The sequence below is a fragment of the Pedobacter glucosidilyticus genome (genome assembly GCF_002483235.1).
GTDB classification, from domain to species: Bacteria; Bacteroidota; Bacteroidia; order Sphingobacteriales; family Sphingobacteriaceae; genus Pseudopedobacter; species Pseudopedobacter glucosidilyticum_B.
This window is the reverse complement of sequence record NZ_DLHN01000038.1, coordinates 1-20,648: the sequence shown is the minus strand read 5'-3', so window position 1 is coordinate 20,648 and position 20,648 is coordinate 1. Positions and strand designations below refer to the sequence as shown.

Sequence of the window (20,648 nt, the reverse complement as noted above, 5' to 3'; positions counted from 1 at the left end):
GAAGATAGCTTATCTTAAAAAAGCTTTCCCGATACATTTCTGGAAAGCTTTTTTATTTATATACCTCAGGATGATGTATTTGAATATATTCTTGAAGCTCTGTCTTTAGAAAAATATACTTTGCCTCTGCTTCTTTACAAGTCCACTTTTCAACTCCTTTACCCTGCTCTATCACTTCCATAATTCTAAAACGCTTAACCAAAATATCCATTTGATTATTGTAACTTTCAATCACAGGGTCTTTTAAAAGATGATGATTGCGTTTTTTAAATTGAGTTCCGAAATGAATGCGATTTACCATCATGACCAAAGCTTTAATGTATAAAAAATAGATAGAAACATGAGGAGAGTATGATGTTTCTAAAACTGAGAGTATCGCTTAAGATGATTAAAGCTAACAAATAATTCTATGAAAATCTAATTTAGAAACACAAATAATATTAAAAACACAAAAAAGCACCGCCATTTTTATAAATGTTTCAACATTTATTTTCAAAACTTGCTATCTTAAAATCTCGATATTATTTCTTGATCATGCTTAATTGTTTCTATTAAAAAATTACTGCAACCGATTGCAATAATATTAATTTTTAACTACCTTGCTTCATCTTTAACTTAAACCTGATACAAAAGATTTTGTAATGAAGAAAGAGATAACCATATATGACCTGGCAGAAAAACTAAACATTTCTGCAACAACCGTTAGTAGAGGACTTCAGAATCATCCGGCTATAAATAAAAATACCAAGAAGAAAATATTCGATTTGGCAAAAGAATTAGGTTATCAATCTAATAAATTTGCAAGCAACCTCCGTAAACAAAAAACACATACTATAGGCGTAATAGTACCCAGATTAAATAGCCTTTTTATGTCTTCCGTATTATCAGGTATAGAAAAGGTAGTAAATAATGCTGGGTATAATCTTATCATCAGCCAATCTTTTGAGCAAGAAGAAAAAGAGAAAAAAAATGCCCTCACCATGTTTAATAATAGAGTTGATGCTTTAATTGTATCTCTTTCTTACGATTCATCAGACTTTTCTCACTTCAACAATTTTATTAATAAAGAAATACCTATCATATTTTTTGATCGGGTTACAGATAGCTTACCAGCTACAAAAGTTGTGATAGATAATTTTAAAGCTGGTTATGATGCTACCATGCACCTTATTGAGCAAAATTGTAAAAGTATTATGCACATTACGGGTAACTTAACCAGAAATGTTTATAAAGACCGCTATGAAGGCTACAGAAAAGCCCTTGCAGATAGAAATATCCCTTTTTCTGAGGATTTATTTATCACCAATGATTTAAGCGAACAGGAAATTTATAATGCCGTTACCCATAATATTTTAAAAAGAAAACAGCTTCCTGATGGTTTATTTGCTACAAACGATTCTGCAGCAGCCTATGCTTTAATGCTTTTTAAAGAAGCCGGGCTACGAGTACCAGAAGATATAGCAATTGTTGGTTTTAATAATGATTTTATTTCTAAAGTAACAGAACCTGCAATCACTACTATCAATTATCCGGGTAATGAAATGGGAGAAAATGTAGCCCGTATTTTAATTAACCATTTAGATGGCGAAGGAGATTTAAGTGTTACCAGTACTGTAATCCTAAACTCAGAGCTTATCGTAAGAGGCTCATCTTTAAAGAAATAAAGCATGAAAAAACTTGGGGTTCTTGTGATTATTATTCTTACTTATTTTGGTGTTTTAGCTGATGATGGCTACAAGCTTTGGCTAAAATATGAGCCTCTTAATGACATAAAATTAGTAGAAACTTATCAAAAAAATATTACTGCTTTATATGTTTATCAAAAATCAGAAACACTTAGCATTGCAACAAAAGAATTTACAGTTGCTTTTAAGGGTTTAACAGGTAAATCAATCCATACAACCAATACCTCAATAGAAAAAAACACTGTTTTATTGCTTAAGGCAGAGGATTTACAACAATTAAACATCAAACATCAAGTACCAGAAAACAAAGAAGGCTATATCATAAAATCTATCCAACATCAAGGGAAACCCGTTATTTTAATAAGTTCTAAAACAGATAAAGGACTTTTATATGGCGTTTTCCATCTCATTAAACAATTACAACTTAAACAAAGCATTTCAAATTTAAACATTTGGGAAGAGCCTAAAATTAAACATCGTATACTTAACCATTGGGATAATTTAGACCGTAGCGTAGAGCGTGGTTATGCCGGCTTTTCTATTTGGGATTGGCATAAACTACCTCATTATATTGACCAACGTTATATTGATTATGCCCGGGCAAATGCTTCTATTGCTATTAATGGTACTGTTTTAAATAATGTGAATGCTAATTCTCTTATCCTTACGGATGCTTGGTTAAAAAAAGTAAAAGCGCTAGCTGATGTTTTTAGACCCTATGGCATAAGGGTATATCTAACCGCCCGTTTTAGCGCCCCTATAGAAATAGGCAAATTACCAACTGCCGACCCTCTGGATGAAAAAGTACAACTTTGGTGGCAGCAAAAAGCAAAAGAAATTTATACTAGCATTCCAGATTTTGGAGGCTTTTTGGTAAAGGCCAATTCCGAAGGCCAGCCTGGGCCGCAAAACTATGGAAGAACCCATGCTGATGGTGCAAATATGCTAGCCAAAGCACTTGAACCTTATGACGGAATAGTGATGTGGAGAGCTTTTGTTTATGATAATGAAGTACCAGAAGATAGGGCAAAACAAGCTTTTAACGAGTTCAAACCTTTGGATGGCAATTTCCACAAAAATGTAATTATACAAGTTAAAAACGGTGCTATAGATTTTCAACCTCGTGAACCCTTTCATCCACTATTTGGTGCTTTAACAAAAACACCTGTAATGGCCGAGTTTCAATTAACACAAGAATATTTAGGCTTTGCTACCCATTTGGCTTATTTAGCACCTTTATTTAAAGAATGTTTAGATGCAGATACCTATGCAAAAGGTAAAAATTCACCGGTTGCTAAAGTTATTGATGGCTCATTATATAAAAATCAATTAACTGCTATCGCTGGCGTTGCAAATATTGGTAATGATATTAACTGGTGCGGGCATCCTTTTGCGCAAGCAAATTGGTATGCTTACGGTAGATTAGCTTGGAATCATCAATTATCTTCTTCGGCTATTGCCAATGAATGGCTAAACACTACGTTTACTAGTCTTCAAGCAACATCAGGTAATTTGTTAAATGATATGATGCTAAAGTCGAGAGAAACCGTAGTAAATTATATGACGCCATTAGGTTTGCATCATATCATGGGGTGGGACCACCATTATGGCCCTGCACCTTGGATAAAAGATAAACCTCGGGCAGATTGGACATCAATCTACTATCATCAAGCAGATAAAAATGGTATTGGTTTTAACAGAACAACAAGCGGTAGTAAAGCTACTTTACAGTACTTCCCTCCTGTTACACAGCAGTTTGATGATGTAAAAAGCTGTCCAGAAGAATATTTATTATGGTTTCATCATTTACCTTGGGATTATAAGCTAAAATCTGGCGATAGTTTATGGGACGGAATCGTAAAAAAATACTATAAAGGTGCTGATGAAGTAAAAGAAATGCAAAAAATTTGGGATACGGTAGAAAACGACATCGATAGCCAAACGTATCAACAAGTAAAACAATTATTAGCTATACAATACCAAGAAGCTGTATGGTGGCGAGATGCCTGTGTCTTATATTTTCAATCATTTTCTGGTAAGCCTATACCCATTGGCCTACCAAAGCCTAAACACAACTTAAAATACTATCAAGATTTAGAATTTAAGTTTGTACCTGGCATCTGATAAAATTATACCCCTTTTTTAAACGCTTATTAAACATGAACAAGAAATTAAATCACCCATTAAAATCAATCCTTTTTTTTGCTCTTTTTATGCTATCGATTGCAGGATGTAAATTAACTCAAAAACCCACTGCATATCAGCAAGATAACAAAGGACTAAAAGATTTTTATAAAAACTATTTTTCTATGGGAGTAGCAGTTGGCCCTAGAAATCTTAGCGGCGATGAAGCTATTCTTATCAAAAGACATTATAACAGCGTTACAGCAGAAAACGCCATGAAAATGGGGCCTTTACAACCCAGAGAAGGTTATTTTTTTTGGCGAGATGCAGATTCTATTGTAAACTTTGCTACCAGAAATAACATCAAAGTAAGAGGTCACAATTTATGCTGGCATGAGCAAACTCCAAACTGGATTTTTACCGGTAAAGATGGCAAACAAGTATCTAAAGAGGTTTTATTACAAAGGCTAAAAGACCACATTTTTGCCGTAGCTGGTAGGTATAAAGGAAAAATTTACGCATGGGATGTTGTAAATGAGGCTATTGATGATAACCCTAACAATTTCTTGAGAAACTCTAAATGGTTTGAAATATGCGGAATAGATTTTATCGTAAAAGCTTTTGAATACGCACACGAAGCAGACCCCAATGCTAAACTTTTTTATAACGATTATAATACCGAAAGACCAGAAAAAAGAGATCGCATTTATAAACTTCTAAAATTACTTAAAGAACAAGGAGTACCTATTCATGGTGTTGGCTTACAAGCGCATTGGTCTTTAGAAGAACCTACAGAGCAAGAATTAAGAAAAGCCATCATACAGTATGCTTCTTTAGGTTTAGAAATACAATTTACAGAAGTTGATATGTCTATCTATAAATGGGAAAAAGAAAGAAGAGAGAAAAGAGCAGATGAATCTGATTTATTTACCGCAGAACTAGAAGAAAAACAAGCTCAACAATATGAAATGGTGTTTAGGGTAATGCGTGAGTATAAAAATGTTGTTAGCAATGTTACTTTCTGGAACGTTTCTGATAGGTATACTTGGCTAGACCAATACCCAGTAAGAGGCAGAAAAAATTACCCTTTACTTTTTGATATTCAATTAAAACCTAAGAAAGCTTACTGGAGCGTTGTCAATTTTAAGAAATAAGTATGAAAAAGATTATTTTAACCATTACCTGTGTTTTTTCTGTTGTTTTTTGTTTGGCATCAGGTTTAGATAAAATTGTAAATAGAAACTATACGAAAGGAAGTTTTTCTATAGCCAATAATGGTAAAGTAGCCCATATCATCATCAGTGAAAACGATTTTATTGGCGTTAAAAGGGCTGCAAAAGACTTACAAACCGATATTTTTAAGGTTACAGGAAAAACTCCTGAATTACTGATAGATAAAAAAAGTACGCTCCCCATTATTATAGGAACTATTGGTCAAAGTACAATCATTGATAAAATGATTAAGCACAATAATATCAATGTTGCTGGTATTGCAGGCCAATGGGAAAGTACTTTAATTGAAGTTGTTAAAAATCCTTTACCTGGCATAGATAGCGCTTTGGTGATTGCAGGAAGCGACAAAAGAGGCACCATCTATGGTATATATGAAATATCTTATCAAATTGGCGTTTCACCTTGGTATTACTGGGCTGATGTTCCTGTAAAAACAAGTCAGCAGTTATTTGTAATAGCTGGCAGACATGTTATTTCTTCGCCGGCAGTACAATATAGAGGCATATTTTTAAATGATGAAGCACCAGCTTTAAGCGGATGGAGCAAAAAACAATTTGGAGGCTTTAATCATCAATTTTATGAAAAAGTATTTAAACTGATTTTACGCTTAAAAGGTAATTATTTATGGCCCGCTATGTGGGGAAGCGCTTTCAATGATGATGACCCTATAAACCCTGTTAAAGCAGATGAATACGGTATTGTGATGGGTACTTCGCATCATGAACCTTTAATGAGGGCACATGACGAGTGGCGCAGATATGGCTCTGGCAAATGGAATTACGAAACCAATACCGCAAAACTGCAAAGCTTTTGGGAAGATGGCTTTAAACGTACTTTAGGCAAAGAACAAATTGTTACTATTGGTATGCGTGGCGATGGCGATGAACCCATGACAGAAGGCACAGCCATAGATTTATTAGAACGTATTGTAAAAGACCAAAGAGCTATTATAGAAAAAGTTAGTGGTAAAGCAGCATCAGCAACCCCACAATTATGGGCTTTGTACAAAGAAGTTCAGGATTATTATGATAAAGGGATGCGTGTACCAGATGATGTAACCTTGCTTTTATGCGATGATAACTGGGGCAACATCAGGAAATTACCAAAACTTAATGAGCAACCCAGAAGCGGTGGATATGGTATTTATTATCACTTTGACTATGTAGGCGGACCAAGAAACTACAAATGGATAAATACCAATCCTATACAAAAGATATGGGAACAAATGAACCTAGCTTATGAACACGATGCTAATAAAATTTGGATTGTTAATGTTGGCGATTTAAAACCTATGGAGTTCCCTATCGAATTCTTTTTAGATTATGCCTGGGCACCAGATGCTATACCGGCAGAAAAACTCAAAGAATATGGTATAAAATGGGCTACTAAACAATTTGGAGACTCTTATGCTATAGAAATTGCCGAATTGATAGAACTGTATAGCAAATACAATGGCCGTGTTAAACCAGAACTTTTAGACGCTAATACCTACAGCTTAACTCATTATAACGAATTTGAAACTGTTACTCAAGACTATCAAAACCTAGCTAAAAGAGCTTTAGAACTATATAAAAATATATCAGCAACACAAAAAGATGCTTACTATCAACTGGTTTTGCATCCGGTAACGGCAAGTGCCAATTTATATGAGTTATATTTTACGGTTGCCAAAAACAGGCTATATGCTAAACAAGGTAGAAATACCACCAATACTTTAGCTAAAGAAGCAAAAAAATTGTTTGAAAAAGATGCTGCCATCAGTAAATTTTATAACGATACTTTGGCTGGTGGTAAATGGAAACACATGATGGACCAAACGCATATTGGTTATACTTATTGGCAACAACCTCCGGTAGATAAAATACCTGATACCCAAGAAATCACTATCCAAGAAAAAGCACAATTAGGTATTGCTATAGAGGGTAGTTTAAAATCCTGGGCGGGAAAAACTACAGTTGATGAACCTTTTCCAGTATTTAATTTTTATACTAAACAAAAGCATTTTATAGAATTATTTAACAAAGGCACTAAGAGCGTAAATTATAAGATTAAAACACCAAATTTTATTAAAGCCAGTGTTGTTAATGGGAGATTAGAAACACAGGAAAGAATTTATCTGGAGGTTGATTATACTAAACTACCCATTACAAAAATAAATACTTCAGTTATAATATCCGGAAATGATAATTCTAAAATTACCTTACCCATTATAATTGATAACACTAGGTTTAAGGATGAAAAAATAACTGGTTTTGTTGAACAAGATGGCTATGTAGCTATAGAAGCTGTGCATTTTACAAAAGCCATAAACAAACGCCCTATTTTTTGGAAAGAAATAAAAAACTATGGCAAAACTTCTGGCGGGATGATAGCAGTACCTGTAACCAGCGAAACACAAACGCTAGATAAGAACACACCGCATTTAGCATTTGATATTTACCTAAAAAACACAGGAAATTTCACTTTAAACGCTTACATATCGCCTACCATAAATTTCACTCATACAGATGGGTTAAAGTTTGCCCTGTCTATAGACGATGGTGAACCTGTTATTGTAAATATCAGCAAAGATGATCAGGATAATAAAGCCTGGGAAAAATCGGTAGCAGAAAGTATTAAAATCTTTAAAATACCCTTTAACATCAGTCAAAATGGAAAACACACTCTTAAATATTGGATGATTAGCCCTGGCGTTGTTTTACAAAAACTTGTATTAGATACTGGTGGCTTAAAACCATCTTTCTTAGGTCCAAAAGAAACATTTATAAACCATAAATAAATTATATGAAAACTCATTTTAAACCCATGTTTACAGCCTGTATGTTAGGCATCGCAATAAGCGCTATAGCTTGCCAAAACAATTCAATAAAAGCGGTACAAACCGATGATCAAAAACAAGATACATCTAAATTTTTAACGCAACCATTGATTTCTGATATTTATACCGCAGACCCATCTGCACATGTTTTTGAAGGTAAAATTTACATTTATCCTTCGCATGATATAGAAGCAGGTACACCAGAGAATGATAATGGTGATCATTTTGATATGCGAGATTATCACATTTTATCTATGGATAGTATCAACGGGAAGGTAACAAACCATGGCGTTGCTTTAGACATTAAAGATATACCCTGGGCTGGCCGCCAACTTTGGGCACCCGATGCAGCTTATAAAAATGGTACTTACTATTTATATTTCCCTGTTAAGGATAAAAATGATGTATTTAGAATAGGCGTTGCCACATCAAAAACTCCTACCGGACCATTTAAAGCAGAACCCCAACCTATTAAAGGAAGCTTTAGTATAGACCCAGCAGTTTTCACGGATGATGATGGCAGCTCTTATATGTATTTTGGTGGTATTTGGGGTGGCCAGTTACAAAGATGGAAAGATGGAAAATACGATGCTAATGGTTCTAAAACTGATTCTCAGAAAGAAGATGAACCAGCATTAACTGCAAAAATTGCGAAGCTGAGTGATGATATGTTAAGCTTTGCAGAACCTGTAAAAGATGTTGTTATTTTAGATAAAGAAGGTAAACCGTTGTTAACAAAAGACCATGATAGAAGATTTTTTGAAGGCGCCTGGATGCATAAATACAACGGAAAATATTATTTTACTTACTCTACAGGCGATACACACTTCTTAGCCTCAGCAGTTGGCGATAACCCATACGGACCCTTTACTTACCAAGGAACTTTTATGGAACCTGTACAAGGCTGGACTACCCACCACTCTATTGTTGAGGTTAAAGGTAAATGGTATATTTTTTATCATGATACACAATTATCTGGCAAAACACATTTAAGAAATATTAAGGTTACAGAGTTAACCCACCATGCAGATGGAACTTTAGGTTTAATAAAACCTCTAAAGAAATAATATGATAAAAGTTGGTTAGTGTATAAAAGAAAAAGCGGCAGTTTTTTAACCGCCGCTTTTCTTATTTTATATGAAGGTTATGTTATTGTTTTAAATCAACACCTTCATAATCTAAATATTTAAAAGAAGCTGTATTTGTTGATGCTTTACCGTTAGCACTCGCATACAAAGCAAATAAAGCACCTACAAAACCACCTGCTTGTTGCGTACTTAAATATTTTCCATCTAAATTTGACGCTAAAATTTTCCATTTTTGAGATTGCTGGGCGTAAGAAAAATCATAACTAGCACCTTTTGCTTCTATTTTAAGCCAAACTTTAGTATTTGTTGCTGTAAGCTTCTGTTCCTGTAATAAATCCATACTTTTTGAAGCTTTATTGCCTTTAAAAAGCTGAATTACTGGAGAGCCATTAGCAACAGATTTACTTATGTAATAGAAATGGAATTCGTTCTGAAAAATCAACAAACCAGCCTTCTCATTTTCTTTTGCAGCTTTAAAATCCATCTCTGTAACTACGGTAGCAAAAGCATGTTGCTGGCGTTTACCTACAAATGCCGGATTAGAAAAATCCATACACGTTTCTGGCTTTAATTGTAGTGTTAAACCTTTTTGGGCTGATAATTTTAACCAACTTTTATCATGAGATCTTAAAAATAAGAAAGAATAATCAAGCGTATCTTTAAACGTGTGGCGATACGTAAATGCACCGCTTTGCGGTGTGGCATTTTGTTTAACCTCTGGCCAATTCACCGTAAATTGATATTGAATTTCCTGATGATCAGGGTTAATGATAGGCCACCCATCGGCAGTCCATTTCACAGGTGCTAAAAAAGTTTCGCGGCCAGTATTATAATAATTTCCTTCATAGGGTCTAACAGCTAAAAATATCGCATAAGTATTTCCATCTGGGCCCTCAACCAAATCTGCATGACCTGCCGATGTGATTGGGTTTTTACGATTAGGATCTAAATGCCTTTGCGTTAAAATAGGGTTTTTATCATAAGGGATATAAGGTCCTCTTACGTTTTTACTTCTCAAAATAACCTGAGAGTGATTTACAGAGGTACCTCCTTCTGCGGCACACAGGTAATAATAATCGTTTCTTTTATAAATATGAGGACCTTCTATCCAAACAGGTTTGGTAGAAATATCAACACCACCATTCACTAAAATAGTTTCCTCGCCTTTTACGCTAAAGTTTTCTTTATCCAACTCATACATCCTAATGGTACGATGCCCATCATACAAAGGTTTACGCTCTGGCGCATCGCTATTGTAAATGATATAAGCTTTATCTTCATCAAAAAATAAAGATGGGTCTATACCTTTTACTTTAGGTAATAAAATTGGATTACTCCATGGCCCAGCCGGATTTTTTGCTGTCATGATAAAATTACCATCATGGTCAATATCTGTACAGGTGATGTAGAAAAGTCCATCGTAGTAACTGATAGCAGGTGCAAAAAGTCCGCGAGATACCTGCTCTCCCATAAAATCCATTTGGGCTGGGCGGGTAACAACGCTACCTATCTGCTTCCAATTTTTTAAATCTTTACTATGGAAAACTGGAATACCAGGCAAATAAACAAAGGTAGAGTTAACCAAATAATAATCAGTTCCGACTTTTACAATACTAGGGTCTGGATAAAACCCACTAAGAATAGGGTTGTTAATAATAGTTTGGGCCTGTGTGGTTGCTATCCACATCAAGGCAAATAATAAGTAATATTTACGCATGTTTTTTTATTTATCTGTGGCAAAAGGTGATGCTGGTAAACCTGCTTGGTTGTATAAATTAGCTCCTTCCGGATGATCAGCCCAAGCATAACGTACCGCAACCGGGTTTTTAATTTGAGGATGTTTAACTATAATTTGTTTTCCTGAAATAACGGCTTCTGCTTTTAAAAACACTTTATCCGCTCCAGCAATGTAAAACTCTTTTAGTTTACCGCCTTTGGCTAGCAAGCCGCCGTCAACATGGTTAAAGCTGAGGATAATTTCATCATTTTTAACCTGCATACGCCTATATATGGGCCCACTGTGGGTGATGTTTTTTTCATGATAAGCAAGTTTTCTAGCTGCCAGGGCTAAACGCTCTCCTACTGTTTTTTTGTTTAAAGGATGAATATCATTCCACTCGCCAATATCTATTGCTACTGCCATAGCTGTATGCTTTAAGGTTAAGGTTTGAAGTTGTGCATTTCTAAGCTCGGCCCAATTACTCTCTTTAAAAGTATCTTGTGCTTTCATAAAATTTGCCAATTGCACATATAAAAAAGGCATTTGGGGTTGTTTCCATCTTGTTCTCCATGTCTGGATTAAATCTGCAAAAAGCTGCCTATATTCTTGATATTTGCCTGTATTAGACTCTCCCTGATACCATATTACTCCTTTTATAGGATAATTTAGGAGGGGTGCTATCATGGCATTAAACAAACCCGCTGGTTGGTAATGGAAAGTAGTTTGACCCATTGGCATGGGCTGGCTGGCATAACCTAAAGCAATTTTCCAATCTCCTTTTAAATCTATTTTATTGCTTCCTAATATTAAAGCGTATTCCTTGTCTAAAACAAAGCCGCCTTTTCCAATATTACTCACCACTCTTATAGTGATAGCGTTTTTTCCAGGCTTTAAAAGCCCTTGTGGGATGTTATATCTTCTGGGTGGATATTGGTAACCAGTTGTACCCACCTGCTTACCATTTACATAAACCACATCTCTATCCACAATAGCACCTAAAACCAATAAAGCTGGTTTCAAAAGCATTTCATCCGTTAGATACAAATCTCTTCTTAGCCATACCACACCATTTAAGTTTTGATCTTTATCCTGAGCCTGTTTGGTAAAGCTTTGTTTATCCCAAAAGCCTGGTATAGAAAAATTATCCCAGTGGCTATCCTCATATTCCGCTTCAAACCATTTGTTTTTTAAGCCTTCATCGTTATTATCAATATTATTATTCCAAGTGTTTACCTTAATGTTATCTTTTTTTCTAATGCTATCTACCAAGTTGGTGTTTTTATATTTTTGGGTTAAGGTTAGGTAATGCGGATAAGACTGAAGTGCTTCTTCACTTAACCAAGCTTCGGCCGGAGAGCCTCCTACACTTACCCGAATAATACCTATCGGGATTTGATATTTTGTATATAAAGATTGTGCAAAGAAGTAACCTACAGCCGTAAAATCTAAAATGTTTTCTGGTGTAACAGCTTTCCATTCGCCAGATGAAAAATCATCTTTCTCTTCTGTAAAAGCATAGGAAGTTTGCACACCAAATTGCCTAATTTTAGTATTGTTAGCATTTTTGATAACATCAGGATATAAAACTTCTACCCTACGCATAGGAAGTTCCATATTAGATTGCCCTGATGCGACCCACACATCCCCTATTAATATATCTTTGATGATGATATGGTTATTCCCTTTAATATCCATTTCAAATGGTCCACCTGCGTTATGAGTTTTTAGGTTGATGCTCCATTTACCAGTAGTATTGGTTACTGTCTTATAAACTTTATGATTAAATGTTAAGGTTATGTTTTCTCCTATACTTGCCCATCCCCATATTTTAAGGACGGTATTTCTTTGAAGAACCATGCCATCAGCAATAAGGCGAGGCAACTTTACATCAGCTAAGGTAATATGGGATATGATGAGTAGAAATAGGAATAAACTTATGCGCTTCATGGAAAATACCTTTTTAAAAATAACGGTAAGCTCTTCTAAAAGAACCTACCGTTTAAACCTAACCAATTATTATTAAATCTATCTTCCTTGTAATGCCATTCTTACACCTGCGAAAGCTGGTTTTTTAGAAAAATTAGCATTAAAGAGCAATGCAAACTCCGGACGATCGGCTCTGTTTAACCACCCTCTAGGATCATCTACACCCCAAATGGTTATACCGCCACGCTGTGCAGCAGGTACATATTTTAAATAAGTTTCTACTACAAATTTGTACATTTCTGCTTGTAGAGCAAGAGAAAACTCATCTGGAACATAAGCAGCTGCATTACCTACGTTAACTCTGATATCTAACTCGGTAATTTTAACTTTTAAACCTGTAGAAGCTAATTTTCTTAAAGAATTGATGATACCCGCTCTTGAAGAATTAGTAGTAATGTGCATTTGCGTACCAATACCTGTAATAGGCACATTTTGCGCTTTTAAGCGATTACAAAGTGCAACCATAGAGTCTACTTTGATTTGGTTACCTTGCTCTAAATTAAAATCGTTGATGTATAAATCTGCATTAGCATCAGCTTGTCTGGCATACCTGAAAGCGTTAGCAATATAATCGCGACCCAGAAATTTAAACCAGTAATATTCTGTAGGGCTATTTGTACCATCCCTTAAAGTTCCATCTTCTGCTAAAACCTCGTTTAAAACATCCCAACTGGTAACACCTCTTGTTTTGTAACGGTTAATCATTCCTTGAATAAATGTTTTCATAGCATTATCAACACTTATTCTTACTTGAGCTAAATCAACACTAGGAACTGGTGTAGCATCAACTACAGTTACATCATCAACAAAGTAGGTATTGGCCTTAGCTCCTAAATCAAATAAAATACGTGTTTGAGCATCTTGGGCTCTAAAAGTCCAACTTATAGGAGTCCAATCTGTACCTACAGTTTGATCTCCTTGATACTGAGCTGTTGGGGAAGTTGATAATCTCATAGTACCCCCTGGAGCCGCTGCTTTTATATAAAAAGTTACTCTATAATCAACACCTACGGTTGTACGCATTGTATCGCTTGCTAATTGTACTCTCCATTGCCCCCCTGGGTTATCTGTAGCAACAACAGCTTTCATAGAGCGTGTACCTGTTCTAACTTCGCCACCAGTACCAGCAGAGAAAGATGCTGCACCATTAAATTTAGACCAGTTTGTATAATCTGCCCCAGTACCGCTTTCAAAACCACCATTTAATAAAATATTTGGTCTTGGTGGCGGCGCAGTACCTCCTAAACTAGCTAAATAAGTTCCATTTTGTTGAGAGTGCCAAACCAGTGTATGACCATGAATAGTTAAACCAGCGGCAGTAGCAGCAGTGGCTAAAGCATCGGCTCTAGTAAAATCAAATGTTCCATTATCTCTCACGATAGCATTATGTTTCATGGAGTTTTCAAATGTTATCATAGATGCATTTGAAACAACGGCATTTCTGTAAGCTGCATTATTCTCGAAAGTAGGATTATCTACTGCAAAGCCAATTGGAAAATCTGCCAGATCTTGTAAGGAGCCAATAGTATCTGTAAAATCGCCTTTATTTAAGCTGTTAAATTCTACTTCTCTTTGGCAAGAGCTTAGTATTGTTGCTCCTAAAGCAAACAATACCATAGACTTTATCATTTTATTTTTCATTTTTCTATGTCTTTAATTATTAGAACTAATTATAACCTGTGTTTTGTGGATATGGAGGTCCGGAGGTAACCAAATCAATTTGTCTTTGTGGTATTGGTCTTAACATGTGGAAGTCCTGAATATTAGCTGCTGCTTCTGCATTATACGCTTTTACTCTAGTTACCAGAGATCGGGTTCTTACTAAATCCCACCATCTCAAGTGTTCGCCATAAAACTCTCTTGTTCTTTCGTTTAATATAAAGTCTAAGGTAATATCAGCAGCAGTAATTTGTAGCGCATTAGCTGCTGCTACATTTTGTGCTGGCGTTCTATTTGGATTAAATGCGGCTCTTCTTCTCACCACATTTATCATATCGGCAGCTCTATCATTTCTACCTGCTTTATGGTAAGCTTCTGCGGCAATTAAATAAACATCAGAAAACCTAAACATAATGAAAGGACGAGTTGATGGATCGTTAACAGCCGGACGATTGGGGTCATCATATTTTTTCATAGACGGATAAAATACATTGGTGTAAGCATTACCACCATTAGCACCTGTTGGCGTAAAAATTACACCTTTAAATGCTTGTCTTCTTGCTGCGCTAACTTCAAAAGGAGGCATCCAAATTGCGGTATCAACGCCTACAACAAGTGTTCCGCGAGGGGTCACTACATTAGGGGCATTAGCAGTAGCTGCATTAGCTATCCAAACGGTTTGGAAAGTTTTATCAAAGCGAGTATCATTCTCGCGATTGGTAAAAGCTACATTAACTACGTAATTGGTATTAGGGCGCATGCGTATAAAAGGTCTTCCATTGGCAATATCTCTTGTCATTACCGCTGCACCACCTGTACCCGGATAATTTGCATTTACAGTTGGGTAGTTTGGTCTTTGGAAATAAGCTGTACCGTTAATTCTACCGCCTGCGGCTGTTGGAACAAACTCTCCAAAACGAGGATCGCTGTTATAGTCTACCACAAATAAAGTTTCTTTACCATACTCGTTACCAGGTTTATGTGCGTCTGCATAATCTTCCCACAAATCAACACCATAAGCTGCTTTATTATCTATTAAATTCTGAGCAATAGATGCCGCTGTTTGAAAATCATTGGGTTGGGCAACATCAGACCAGCCTCTGGTAGCATAAACTTTAGCTAATAAATACAATGCCGTTGCTTGTGTAGCAGGTTTACCACTAAAAGGATTTGTTGAGGTTGGAGTAGCAGGAGGAGTTACCTGTAATTCTGTTGAAGCCTCAGTTAAATCTTTGATAATAAAGTTATAGATGTCTTCTTTAGGGGATGGGGCAGCTGCTGTAGTTGGTACAGTATTAAAAGTAGTATTTAAGGGTATATTGCCAAAAGTTATAAGCAGATTATAATATAAAAATGCTCTCATAAATTTAGCCTGAGCAAGAGCTCTGGTTTTTTCTATTTGAGTTGGAAAATTAGCTGCTGGACCAAACTCAAGTACACCATTTAAAGTATTGATATCTTGATAAGAAATCTGAAAAGTTGGAGAATAATCATTAGATAAACTTGCCAGATTATTGTAAGTCATAGTATTGATAGACCCTCCAGCACTAGCTCCAGCCAAAACCTCATCTGTACCACCTTGCGTTTGGATAGAAAATCCTTCTGTTCCCCACAAGAAACGCATATCAGAATATGCACCAGTTATACCAGCAACTATTCCTGCTGGTGATGCCAGATAATCTTGACTTAAAGCAGTTCTTTGTTCTTCAACTAGTAATTTTTGACAGCCAGAAAATCCTAATATTGATATCGAAGCTGTTATTAAAAAAAATTTGTTATATAGTTTCATCTTGATAAACTTTTAAAATTTAACATTAACACCTAATTGAAATGTTCTGGTAGGTGGATTATTTAAATTAACAGTGATTGCTCTACCATTAACATTTTCGCCTGCAACACTTGATGTAGCCACACCACCATAACCATTTCCTTCTGGGTCTATGGCTAAACCACTTCTTACCAAAGGAGACCATAATATGAAAGGATTTACGACAGTAGCATTGATTCTTACAGAACTTAAGCCTGTTTTGGTTAAAAGTTTTGGCGATAAATTATAACCTAAGTTGATACTTCTAACTTTTATAAAAGAACCATCTCTGTAAGCCAATGTTGAGGCGTATAAAAATCTATCAGCGCTAGCATCTGGCGCAGGAAAATCATTTGTTGGGTTTAAAGGTGTCCAATAATTTACTTTATATTGGTTCACCCTAGAGTTATTAAAGAAAGGATATCCTCTATCGCTACCATCGGCAGTTAAATAAGGTAAAGCAACGGTTTGCCCAATTCTTGCAAAAGTTACAATAGATAAATCAAATGCTTTGTAAGAAAATCTGTTGGTAAAACCTGCATCAAAATCTGGCTGAAAATTACCTAAAACTTGTAAATCTGCAGCGCTGATGTTAAAGTCGTTATTAACGTCTTCTACCCTTATTTGTCCTGGTATTTGTCCGTATCTAGCGGCTAGATCAGCTTCATTAGTTTGCCAGATACCAATTTTCCTGTAATCTCTGATGATATTGATAGGCTGTCCAATAATCCATCCATTAGCGAAATCTGCTTGTAAGCCGTCTCTTAAGAATGTAACTTCATTTCTAAATAAAGAAAAGAATAAATCTGTAGACCAGTTAAAGCCATCTTTTTTAACAATATTTGCACTACTTACACTAAATTCAAATCCATTTCCTTTAGTTCTACCAGAGTTTTGTAGTGTATTACTACCCCCAGCAGTTAGTGGTAAGGGTAAATCTTGTAAAATATCTCTGGTATTTTGAGTATAGTACTCAATAGCGCCAGTTATTCTATTGTTAAACAACCCAAATTCTAAACCTAAATTGTAATTTTCGGTTTTCTCCCATTCTAGAGCTTTATTTGCTAATCTGGTTACTAAGGCCCCAATTTGACCGTTTGAACCAAAGTTATAAGGATAATTACTTGATAAGTTACCTTGAGTGATATAAGGTGGAACCGTTTGATTTGAGGTAATACCATAACCCACCCTTAGTTTTAAGTTAGAGATAGCATTAATATTTCTCATAAAGCCTTCGTCTGAAATATTCCATCCTAATGCCAAAGCAGGATAAGAATAATATTGGAAGCCTGGTGATAGAACTGAAGAACCATCTCTCCTTACTGTCGCAGTTAATAGATATTTCCCTTTAAAAGAGTAATTTAAACGAGCCATGTAAGAGATTAAACCTCTTTCTACAAAAGCTCCACCATCTGCAACTATGGTTGCTGATGCTAGATTTAAATTATAGTTTTGGATATAATCAGCGGGAACACCATTCGCTCTGAAACCACTACTAACATTACGGTTTTTCTCCATACTAAATAAACCTGTAAAAGTTATGTTATGATCTTTAGCAAAAACTTTATTGTAGGTAACTAAGTTTTCCCACAAAACTGCCCAGTTTTCTGAATTTGTTACAGATGCACTTGATTGTTCTGCTAACCTACTTGAATTAAAGAAAGTGTTTGGAGCTGTATAAGCCCCCCCTTGAACTTGACCATAAGTTAAACCCAAATTTGTTCTTAATTTTAAACCTTCAATAAGTTGATATTCTCCATAAAGACTATTAAAGGTTGCTAATCTTCTGCTTGGATTAATATTAGCGTCATCCCTGATGGTTAAAGGAGTTACCTGTTCTACATCTAAGGTACCTTCTTGAGGTCTTAGATTAACACTACCATCTGCGTTATAAGGAGAAAATAAAGGACTAATTCTTAAAGTACCACCTACAGGAAAACGGTTACCTCCTTCACTAATACCAACACTATTTAATGAATTAACACCTACTTTAAATCTTTTATTAATTTGGTGATCTATTGTTGTTCTTAAAGTTATTCTTCTGTAATCCTGACCATATACTATACCTTCTTCTTGACGATAACCAGCTCCTAATGAAAATTTAGTTGCCTCGTTACCTCCAGATATACCAAGTTGATGGTCTGTAGTAAAACCTTGTCTAAATATGATATCCTGCCAGTTGGTATTAACACCAGCTGCTAAATTGGCTGCTTCTACCTGTGTAATTGCATAAGGATTTGTTCCCGGAGAAATAGAGTTTCCTCTAGCAGCAGCCAATTTAAATTCTGCAAATTCTTGCCCATTAAAGAAGTTATATTCTGCTAAACGTTCATTTAATCCGTAAAAAGCATCGTAACTAATCACGGCTTTACCAGCTTTACCTCTTTTAGTGGTGATTAAAATAACACCACTTGCACCTCTAGACCCGTAAATGGCAGTTGCTGATGCGTCTTTTAAAATATCTAATGCTTCAATATCATTAGGGTTGATTTCATTGATACCCCCTGTAAAAGGTATTCCATCTAAAATAATTAAAGGAGAGTTTTGGCTGTTAGCATCATTTGCAGAACGTCCTAAAGAACGCTCCCCTCTTATGCGTATTTGACCACTAGCACCTAATTGTGTACTATTACTTTGAATATCAACACCGGCTGCTCTACCTTTTAATTGGTCTATTACGTTAGTTGTTGGTACTTCTCTTAAGGCATCTCCGCTAACAGATACCACAGAACCCGTTACATCTCGTTTCTTTTGAGTACCATACCCTACAACAATCACTTCTTCTAAGCTTTTGGCATCAGGTACGAGGTTGATGGTAAGATTGTTCCTATTAGCTACATTAATTTCTTGTTTAATATAACCAATAAAAGAAATTACCAATGTACTTTGTTGTGAAGGTACAGCAATAGTAAAAGAACCATCTGCTGCTGTTTGTGTACTTGCCGTTGCACCTTTAACTTGAACCGCAGCACCAGGCAAAGGCTGCCCGGTTTCATCTATTACCTTACCTTTTATAGAAATTTGTGCCCCCGCCAATAGAGGTACAAAACACAGCAGCAACAACAGCATTGCCGTTGCTGTTAAATAGTTTTTTAATTTAGGTTTATTCATCATTTGGAATTTAATTTTAAAAGCCTAGAGCCTCCTCTGAAAAATTAGTTGATTTAATGAATGCTAATTCACTTGTGGGATAGCTATTTGAAAGCAAAGCTTGCCCGGATATACGATTTGATAAAAACAGAACTGCGTACCACTTGCTCATGGTTTCGGCAAATCCCGACACATAAAATTTAGGGTAATTTTTAAACATATAATTCTTATTAATTGGTTTAAAACATTTTGGAGTTTAAGCCTTGATAAAGACCATCACTCTTAATTGGTTAATCTAAAGTAGAGATTAAAAAATTAATTTGCAACCGATTGCATAAATTTTTTTCATTTTTTTTATAAAAGTACATTCAGTGCCATTTAAGGGGTTTATGAATAGTTGTTATCGGTTGCAAAATATCTGTTAGTTTTTGCTATTTCTAAGCCAACACGATGTCGCAAATTTTATAGATTCGATATGATTCTCCACTTTATAAAGGAGAACAAAACTTTTAGGAAAGAGGAATTTGGGGTAACAAAAGATTGATACTTGATTTTCTTAGATCAAACTATAGAGACGTTAATAAACAAAACGCTTAATTAGCTCATTCTTTAGGAAATACCTATGAGCATGCAAACCCTAACATGAAACAAGGTGATGGCATTTATAACCAATATGTTTAACTAAAAAAGCAATTCTTTAATAAAATAGACGAGCAGATTATCGTTATATAGCTTATAATTTAGAGATAATTGTATTTTGAAATGATAGTTTATCACAAAATGACAAAACCTTCATTTTTTAAATACTTTCTTTATCAATATTATACTGTTGTACAATCTTTTTCACACTTGATACTGAGATTTTCTTTAGTGCATCAACCCGGCTAGCGTATTTAGCTCCCAAAATAGCTTTTATATTAGCTTTAGAGATTTGTAATAAATCTTTCTTTGACTTTTTACACAAAAAAATCTGTTGATAATAGCTGCCTGTAGTATCCTTTTTTAAGAAATAAAAAGTTTTACCTTCAGCTAAATTAGCTAAAGGATTTGAAGAAGCTTTTAAACTATACCAATTAAAAGACACAAAATTCATTTTACCTTTACAGATATAGTCTTTGTAGACACTTGTTCCAGCCGATAAATCATTGTTACCATCTTTCATCCTATTTACATTAAATGGAATACGATTAACATCTACAACAGCTAACTTGGCTTTTCTTATACTTTTTTGTTGACTTAAAGCAGGATGAACGATGACACTCAAACAGAATAATAAGTAGACATATTTCATTTAAATTGGGTTTTTATAAGCAATATAAAAATTATTCATCATTTCAGAATAATATTTTTAATTAAATTCTAATAGAAGTAAGCACCTTCTTAATTTAAACCATACCCACCAACAGCATTAAAAGAATAGTCGTTTATTCTGTATAAA

12 protein-coding genes are annotated in these 20,648 nt (G+C 35.1%); 5 read left to right on the top strand and 7 right to left on the bottom strand.

Going from position 1 to position 20,648, the window contains the following annotated elements:
- Positions 1-52 precede the first annotated feature (52 nt).
- The gene (locus B2745_RS16080; protein WP_304068803.1) at positions 53-304 is read right to left on the bottom strand and encodes a hypothetical protein; all 252 of its coding nucleotides are present in this window, start codon (positions 302-304) and stop codon (positions 53-55) included.
- 337 nt (positions 305-641) lie between these two features.
- Between B2745_RS16080 and B2745_RS16075 the strand changes: the two genes are divergently transcribed.
- The 5 genes from B2745_RS16075 to B2745_RS16055 are packed head-to-tail and all read left to right on the top strand — an operon-like array spanning position 642 to position 8,927.
- Positions 642-1,664 (top strand): LacI family DNA-binding transcriptional regulator, encoded by a 1,023-nt coding sequence (locus B2745_RS16075; RefSeq protein ID WP_304068800.1) that lies wholly within the window; start codon positions 642-644, stop codon positions 1,662-1,664.
- Positions 1,665-1,667: 3 nt separating this feature from the next.
- Positions 1,668-3,809, top strand: coding sequence for an alpha-glucuronidase family glycosyl hydrolase (locus B2745_RS16070; protein ID WP_304068797.1), 2,142 nt, complete (start codon positions 1,668-1,670; stop codon positions 3,807-3,809).
- Positions 3,810-3,844: 35 nt separating this feature from the next.
- Positions 3,845-4,963 (top strand): endo-1,4-beta-xylanase, encoded by a 1,119-nt coding sequence (locus B2745_RS16065; protein ID WP_304068794.1) that lies wholly within the window; start codon positions 3,845-3,847, stop codon positions 4,961-4,963.
- 2 nt (positions 4,964-4,965) lie between these two features.
- Positions 4,966-7,821, top strand: a complete 2,856-nt coding sequence (locus B2745_RS16060) for a glycosyl hydrolase 115 family protein (protein ID WP_304068791.1) — start codon at positions 4,966-4,968, stop codon at positions 7,819-7,821.
- A 5-nt stretch (positions 7,822-7,826) separates the two neighbouring features.
- Positions 7,827-8,927 carry a glycoside hydrolase family 43 protein gene (locus B2745_RS16055; protein ID WP_304068788.1) on the top strand — a complete coding sequence of 367 codons (1,101 nt, stop codon included), beginning with the start codon at positions 7,827-7,829 and terminating at the stop codon, positions 8,925-8,927.
- Between the two features lie 82 nt (positions 8,928-9,009).
- On the opposite strand, the gene B2745_RS16050 is transcribed toward B2745_RS16055, so the two are convergent.
- The 6 genes from B2745_RS16050 to B2745_RS16025 form a co-directional block, all read right to left on the bottom strand.
- Positions 9,010-10,665: a glycoside hydrolase family 43 protein gene (locus tag B2745_RS16050; protein WP_304068784.1), complete on the bottom strand. Its 1,656-nt coding sequence runs from the start codon at positions 10,663-10,665 to the stop codon at positions 9,010-9,012.
- Positions 10,666-10,671: 6 nt separating this feature from the next.
- Positions 10,672-12,615: a sialate O-acetylesterase gene (locus tag B2745_RS16045; RefSeq protein WP_304068782.1), complete on the bottom strand. Its 1,944-nt coding sequence runs from the start codon at positions 12,613-12,615 to the stop codon at positions 10,672-10,674.
- 78 nt (positions 12,616-12,693) lie between these two features.
- Positions 12,694-14,295, bottom strand: a complete 1,602-nt coding sequence (locus tag B2745_RS16040; RefSeq protein WP_304068780.1) for an endo-1,4-beta-xylanase — start codon at positions 14,293-14,295, stop codon at positions 12,694-12,696.
- Positions 14,296-14,320: 25 nt separating this feature from the next.
- Positions 14,321-16,102, bottom strand: coding sequence for a RagB/SusD family nutrient uptake outer membrane protein (locus B2745_RS16035; protein ID WP_304068777.1), 1,782 nt, complete (start codon positions 16,100-16,102; stop codon positions 14,321-14,323).
- A 12-nt stretch (positions 16,103-16,114) separates the two neighbouring features.
- A complete protein-coding gene (locus B2745_RS16030; protein WP_304068774.1) occupies positions 16,115-19,234 on the bottom strand; it encodes a SusC/RagA family TonB-linked outer membrane protein in 3,120 nt (1,039 codons plus the stop codon).
- A 775-nt stretch (positions 19,235-20,009) separates the two neighbouring features.
- Positions 20,010-20,501: a hypothetical protein gene (locus B2745_RS16025; RefSeq protein ID WP_304068771.1), complete on the bottom strand. Its 492-nt coding sequence runs from the start codon at positions 20,499-20,501 to the stop codon at positions 20,010-20,012.
- Positions 20,502-20,648 lie beyond the last annotated feature (147 nt).

What these genes read in the sequence shown, in the direction of transcription:
- B2745_RS16080 (WP_304068803.1), bottom strand. Translation starts at nt 304, where the DNA reads ATGATGGTAAATCGCATTCATTTCGGAACTCAATTTAAAAAACGCAAT.
- B2745_RS16075 (WP_304068800.1), top strand. Translation starts at nt 642, where the DNA reads ATGAAGAAAGAGATAACCATATATGACCTGGCAGAAAAACTAAACATT.
- B2745_RS16070 (WP_304068797.1), top strand. Translation starts at nt 1,668, where the DNA reads ATGAAAAAACTTGGGGTTCTTGTGATTATTATTCTTACTTATTTTGGT.
- B2745_RS16065 (WP_304068794.1), top strand. Translation starts at nt 3,845, where the DNA reads ATGAACAAGAAATTAAATCACCCATTAAAATCAATCCTTTTTTTTGCT.
- B2745_RS16060 (WP_304068791.1), top strand. Translation starts at nt 4,966, where the DNA reads ATGAAAAAGATTATTTTAACCATTACCTGTGTTTTTTCTGTTGTTTTT.
- B2745_RS16055 (WP_304068788.1), top strand. Translation starts at nt 7,827, where the DNA reads ATGAAAACTCATTTTAAACCCATGTTTACAGCCTGTATGTTAGGCATC.
- B2745_RS16050 (WP_304068784.1), bottom strand. Translation starts at nt 10,665, where the DNA reads ATGCGTAAATATTACTTATTATTTGCCTTGATGTGGATAGCAACCACA.
- B2745_RS16045 (WP_304068782.1), bottom strand. Translation starts at nt 12,615, where the DNA reads ATGAAGCGCATAAGTTTATTCCTATTTCTACTCATCATATCCCATATT.
- B2745_RS16040 (WP_304068780.1), bottom strand. Translation starts at nt 14,295, where the DNA reads ATGAAAAATAAAATGATAAAGTCTATGGTATTGTTTGCTTTAGGAGCA.
- B2745_RS16035 (WP_304068777.1), bottom strand. Translation starts at nt 16,102, where the DNA reads ATGAAACTATATAACAAATTTTTTTTAATAACAGCTTCGATATCAATA.
- B2745_RS16030 (WP_304068774.1), bottom strand. Translation starts at nt 19,234, where the DNA reads ATGATGAATAAACCTAAATTAAAAAACTATTTAACAGCAACGGCAATG.
- B2745_RS16025 (WP_304068771.1), bottom strand. Translation starts at nt 20,501, where the DNA reads ATGAAATATGTCTACTTATTATTCTGTTTGAGTGTCATCGTTCATCCT.